The sequence below is a fragment of the Micromonospora globispora genome (assembly GCF_003857015.1).
GTDB lineage: Bacteria > Actinomycetota > Actinomycetes > Mycobacteriales > Micromonosporaceae > Micromonospora > Micromonospora globispora.
Genome location: NZ_QGGF01000426.1, coordinates 1 through 5437, shown reverse-complemented (window position 1 = coordinate 5437; position 5437 = coordinate 1). Strand labels below are relative to the sequence as shown.

Sequence of the window (5437 nt, the reverse complement as noted above, 5' to 3'; positions counted from 1 at the left end):
CCCCGGGCCTCGATGTCGAGGCCGGCGCGCGGGCTCGGCGTAGCATAACGAGCCGGTCAGTCGAGCAGCGCCGCCACCGCGTCGGCGGCCGGCCGGTCCGCCGGCAACGCCTCCGCCGCCACCACGGCCTCGACCGGCAGGACGCCGTACAGGTGCGGGAAGAGCGCGCCACCGCGGGACGGTTCCCAGCGCAGCGCGTCGCCGAGGCGGTCCGGATCGACGGTGAGCAGGGTCAGCCCGGTGACCCCGGCGAAGACCCGCCGGGCGGTCTCCACCACCTGGTCCGCGCCGGAGAGGTGGATGAACCCCGACTGGTGATCCATCGCGGTGCCGGCGAAGTGCCCCGCCGCGCGCGCCTGATCCCACTCGCTGGTCGACAGAATCTTGTAGATCATCACCGCAGCCTAGGGCGGGAACCGGCGCGGCGTGGCCCAGGTTTCGCCGGTACCGCCGCGACCGTGCCGCCGACCCGGCATGCTCGGGTGAGCCGCCGCGGAGGGATGCCGATGGAGAACTACGACGACGACTGGACCGACGGCCAGCGGGCCGTCTACGACGAGTGCTACCGGGCGGGTGGCGAGTGGGCCGGCGACCCGGACACCCCCACCGACGACGTGCAGTTCGTGATCAACCTCGGCGAGGCGGACGACGACACCGTCCCCGACGCGGAGACCGACTACCCGCCGCTGGTCGACGCCGTCACCCAGGCGACCGGGGAGAACGTGACGAGCGTGCCCGCCAGCCACTCCGATCCCGGCTTCCGGGGCTTCGTCGACGGGGTCCGGGACGCCACGGCGGATGAGGTCTTCGGTCTCTGACCCCGGCCCCGTCCGGTGGCGGCGCCGCTGGGCCGGTTACGGGGAATATTTCCAGATCAGGCTCAGGTACGTGCCGTACCAGCCGGAGACGAGCACGAGGAACGCGAACACGGTCAGCATGGTGCTCCGGCGGGACTTGGCGAGCCCCACGGCGATCGGCAGGAGCAGCGCGAAGGCGGGCATCAGGTAGCGGCCCTTGGCCCAGTAGTAGTTCTCGGTGCCGATGCTGATCAGGAAGAAGGCGATGGAGTAGATCAGCAGCGGCAGCGGGTAGCGGTGCAGGACGAGCAGCGCGATCAGCACCACCGCGAGCCCCAGCAGCAGGGTCGAGACGTAGTAGGACAGCGGCACCGGCTGGGTCAGCACCTGCTTCAACGCCTTCAACGTCGACACCCCACCGTCGAAGCCGATCCGCCAGTACTTCTCCTGCATGTAGAAGTAGGCGTCGGCCCGGCCCAGCCGGTGCCCGATCCAGGCCAGGTAGCCCAGGTAGCCGAGCGGGGAGAGCACCGCCGCCGCCCACGGCCGCCAGCCGTCCTGCCGGCGGACCATCGCCACCAGCGCGGTCAGCCCGACCGCCGCGATCAGCGTCGACGCGCTGGGCCGGGCGAGGCCGGCGACCAGGCAGAGCAGGCCGGCGGTCAGCCACTGCCGGCGCAGCAGCGCGTAGAGCGTCCACGCCACGAGGGCGGTGAAGACCGTCTCGGTGTAGGCCATGTTCTGCACGACGGCGTGCGGCAGCACCGCCCAGAGCGCCACCAGGATCAGGCCGACCGTGCGGGAGGCGAGGTGGGTGCCGACGGCGTAGATGCCCCAGGCGGCGACCAGCCCGGCGAGCCAAGAGACGATCAGCGCGGCGACCGGGGTGGAGAACGGGGTGACGGCGGCGACCGCCGCGACCAGCCCCGGGTAGAGCGGGAAGAACGGCAGGTTGGGCAGGGTGCTGTGGGCTTCCGGATGGTCGTTGACCAGGCCGCTGTCGTACCCGTCCTCGGCGATGTGCACGTACCAGATGGCGTCGAACTTGCTGTGCAGCAGCGACCAGAAGTCCGCGCCCGCCCGGTGGGCGAAGACCGCCAGGATGATCAGCCCGCTGAGCCGGAGCAGGACGTAGAGGGCCACCGCCGACGCCGCCGGGAAGCGCCGCCAGAACGTCGGGCGGCGCTCGTCGGCCGCGTCCACCTGGCCCTCCGGCTGGGTGGGGCGTTCCTGGTCGACCGACGGGGTGTCGACGCGGCGGGGGGTCGCGGACTCGTCGTACGCGGCAGCGGGAGCGGACACAAGGCAGAACCTTAACCCACCAGGTTCGTTCGTCAGCCCCCCGCGCGGGGCCCGGGACTCCCGCCGGGCCGGCCCGTCTGCCACCATTCCTGAGCAGTACGTCGAGAGATGGAGGCACGGGTGCGGATCCTCCTGGTCGAGGACGACCGTCGGGTGGCCGCCGCCCTGTCGTCCGCGCTCAGCCGGCGCGGGTACGAGGTGGAACACGCCGCGACGGTCGCCGCCGCGCTCTCCGCCGCCCCCTGCGACCTGGTCCTGCTCGACCTGACCCTGCCCGATGGGGACGGCACCGACCTCTGCCGGGAGCTGCGCCGCCGCAGCAGCCAGCTCGGCATCATCGCGGTGACCGCCCGCGGCGAGGAGCGGGACCGGGTGCTGGGCCTGCGGCTGGGCGCCGACGACTACGTGGTCAAGCCGTTCTCGATGGTGGAGCTCCAGGCCCGGATCGAGGCGGTGCTGCGGCGGGCGGCGCACACCGTGCCGGAGCGCCACCTCATCGAGGCGGGCGAAATCCGCATCGACGTGGGCGGCCGGACGGTCAGCGTCGCCGGGCGGCCGGTCACGCTCACCCGCAAGGAGTTCGACATCCTGCTCTCCCTCGCCCGGCAGCCCGGGGTGGCGGTGCCCCGCGACCGCATCCTGCTCGACGTGTGGGGCACCACCTGGGCCGACCGGCACACCGTGGAGGTGCACGTCGGTTCGCTGCGCGGCAAGCTCGGCGACCCCACGCTGGTGGAGACCGTGCGCGGGGTCGGCTACCGGCTCCGCGGCGAGTAGGGAGGCCGGGTGCGTCGTCGGCTGGTGATCAGCTACCTGCTGCTGATGGTGCTCGTGCTGCTCGCGTTGGAGACCCCGCTGGCAGCCACCCTGGCCAGCCGGGAGACCGACCGGGTCCGGGCCGACCGGCTCGCCGACGCCACCCGGTTCGCCTCGCTGGCCGGGCCGGCACTGCGCGGCGGTGTGCCCGGCCCGCTGGACGGGGAGCTGGGCGCCTACGACGAGCTGTACGGCATCGGTGCGGCCGTGGTCGACCGGGACCGGCACACCGTCGCCGCCTCGACGAGCTGGGACCCGGGGGCGGGCACCGAGTCGGCCCTGGACACCGCGCTCGCCGGGCAGCAGTTCAGCGGGCCGGAGTCCGTCTGGCCCTGGGTGGACGGGCCGGTCGTGGTCGCCGTCCCGATCAACGACGGCGGTGAGGTGCTCGGCGCGGTGGTCACCGCCACCCCGGTCGACAAGGTGCGCCGGACGGTGACCGCCTGGTGGCTGGTGCTCGCCGCGATCGGCCTGATCGCGGTGCTCGCCTGCGTGTCCACCGCGTTCGGGCTGGCCGGCTGGGTGCTGCGCCCGGTCACCGAGCTGGACGCGGTGACCCACGAGATCGCCGAGGGTGACCGGAGCGCCCGGGTACGGCCGCGGCTCGGCCCGCCGGAGCTGCGTCGGCTGGCGGCGAGCTTCAACAACATGGCCGACGTGGTCTCCGACGTGATGGACCGGCAGCGGGCGTTCGTCGCGCACGCCAGCCACCAGCTGCGCAATCCGTTGACCGCGCTGCGGCTGCGGGTGGAGGAGCTGGGGCCCAGCCTCCACGATCCGGACGGCCGGGCCGAGCACCGGCTGGCCCTGGAGGAGACCGACCGGCTGGCCATGGTGCTCGACGCGTTGCTCACCCTGGCCCGGGCGGAACGGGAGGAGAACCAGCGGGTCACCGTCGACGCGGCGGCGGTGGCCGCCTCCCGGGTGGCCGCCTGGCAGCCGCTGGCCCGGCACCGGTCGGTCAGCCTCCGGCTGGTCACGCCCGACGCGCCGGCGTACGCCCGGACCGTGCCGACCGCCATCGACCAGGCGCTCGACGCGCTGATCGACAACGCGGTGAAGTTCAGCGGCGCCGGGGGAGAGGTGACGGTGACGGTCGGGCCAGCCGACGGTGGCATCGCGCTGGAGGTCCGGGACACCGGCCCGGGCATGACGGCGAGCCAGCTCGACCAGGCCACCGAGCGGTTCTGGCGGGCGCCGGAGGTGCAGAACATCGACGGTGCCGGGCTGGGGCTGACCATCGTCGCGGTGCTGGTGGACGCCTCCGACGGCCGGCTCACCATGCGCCAGGGGGAGCCCCGGGGGCTGGTCGCCGGGCTGTGGTTCCCCGGGCCGGACGACGTCCCCGGCGCGGACGCCGTCGAGTCGGTCGAGCCGGTGGGGCTCGACGTCGGCTAGGGCTTGCTTGCCCGGTACCAGTCGGCCGCGCCGGGGTGCAGCGGCAGCGGGGTGGTGACGATGGCCGCCCGGGGACTCATCCGGCCGGCCGCCGGATGCGCGGCGGCCAGTTCCGCCCGGCGTTCCATCAGCAGCCGGGTGACCTCGCGGACCAGCGCCTCCGGCAGGTCGGCGCGGACGATCAGGTAGTTCGGGTTGGCCACGGTGCTGACCGGTTCCACGCCGTACACGGAACGCGGGATGTCCCGGGTCACGTACACGTCGCCGTGCGCGCGGCGCAGCGGTTCGGTCCACTCGCCCAGGTCGACGATCCGCACGGCGGTGGCCCCGGCCAGCTCCTCGACTCCGCGCACGGGCAGGCCACCGGAGAAGAAGAAGGCGTCGATTCGGCCGGCCCGCAGCGCGGCCACGGAGTCGTCCAGCCCGAGGTGCTCCTCGCGTACCTGGTCGCCGCCGAGGTGGGCCACGTCCAGCAGCCGACGGGCGGTGACCTCGGTGCCGGAGCCCTCCGCGCCCACCGAGACCCGCCGCCCGCGCAGGTCGGCGACCGTCCGTACCGGGCCACCGGCGGTGGTCACCAGGTGCAGCAGGTCGTCGTAGACCCGGGCCACGGCGAGCACGCTCGGGTGCTCCGGCGCGTCGGGCGGCAGCACGTCGGCCTGGGTGAAGCCGAGTTCCGCCTGGCCGGAGCCGACCAGTTGGACGTTCTGCGCCGAGGCGGCGGTGACCACGACGCTGGCCCGTACTCCGGGCAGCTCGCGGTTGAGGATGGCGGCCAGGGACTGCCCGAAGGCGTGGTAGACCGCGGTCGGGCTACCCGTGGCGATCCTGATCCGCACCGGTTCGCTCCGCTCGTCCCGGCAGCCGCCGAGCCCGGCCAGGAGCGCGACCAGCAGCATCAGCAGCGCCACCGGCGCGGCGATCCGACGCCGGCCGCGGGCAGACCAGCTACGGCTCACGCGCTGCACTGTGCGCTGTGCACCGCCCCGGACGCAAGCCCGTCCGGCGCGCGTCACCCCGGCCTGCGCGGACAGCCCCCTTCGGGCCGGCTCAGGCGGCGGGCGCCGGGGCGGGCGCGAGGGCCGCGCGGTCCAGGATCCGTTCGCGGTCCGGCCCGTTGGCGA

The 5437-nt window shown here is 74.1% G+C and carries 6 protein-coding genes; 3 read left to right on the top strand and 3 right to left on the bottom strand.

Annotation, left to right across the window (positions count from 1 at the left end; translation table 11 throughout):
* Window positions 1-56: 56 nt before the first annotated feature.
* Window positions 57-395, bottom strand: coding sequence for a DUF952 domain-containing protein (locus tag DKL51_RS22990; protein ID WP_109947303.1), 339 nt, complete (start codon window positions 393-395; stop codon window positions 57-59).
* A gap of 111 nt (window positions 396-506) precedes the next feature.
* Here DKL51_RS22990 and DKL51_RS22985 point away from each other — a divergent pair, with 111 nt between their 5' ends.
* Window positions 507-818 carry a hypothetical protein gene (locus DKL51_RS22985; protein WP_109947308.1) on the top strand — a complete coding sequence of 104 codons (312 nt, stop codon included), beginning with the start codon at window positions 507-509 and terminating at the stop codon, window positions 816-818.
* Between the two features lie 36 nt (window positions 819-854).
* Here the strand turns inward: DKL51_RS22985 and DKL51_RS22980 are convergent, their stop codons facing one another.
* Window positions 855-2099, bottom strand: coding sequence for a putative hexosyltransferase (locus tag DKL51_RS22980; RefSeq protein ID WP_243422693.1), 1245 nt, complete (start codon window positions 2097-2099; stop codon window positions 855-857).
* A 120-nt stretch (window positions 2100-2219) separates the two neighbouring features.
* Here DKL51_RS22980 and DKL51_RS22975 point away from each other — a divergent pair, with 120 nt between their 5' ends.
* Window positions 2220-2876, top strand: a complete 657-nt coding sequence (locus DKL51_RS22975) for a response regulator transcription factor (RefSeq protein WP_109947310.1) — start codon at window positions 2220-2222, stop codon at window positions 2874-2876.
* A gap of 9 nt (window positions 2877-2885) precedes the next feature.
* A complete protein-coding gene (locus tag DKL51_RS22970) occupies window positions 2886-4313 on the top strand; it encodes a sensor histidine kinase (RefSeq protein ID WP_109947304.1) in 1428 nt (475 codons plus the stop codon).
* On the opposite strand, the gene DKL51_RS22965 is transcribed toward DKL51_RS22970, so the two are convergent.
* Window positions 4310-5272, bottom strand: coding sequence for a TAXI family TRAP transporter solute-binding subunit (locus DKL51_RS22965; RefSeq protein WP_109947311.1), 963 nt, complete (start codon window positions 5270-5272; stop codon window positions 4310-4312). The two genes, DKL51_RS22970 and DKL51_RS22965, sit on opposite strands and share 4 nt — an antisense overlap.
* Window positions 5273-5437 lie beyond the last annotated feature (165 nt).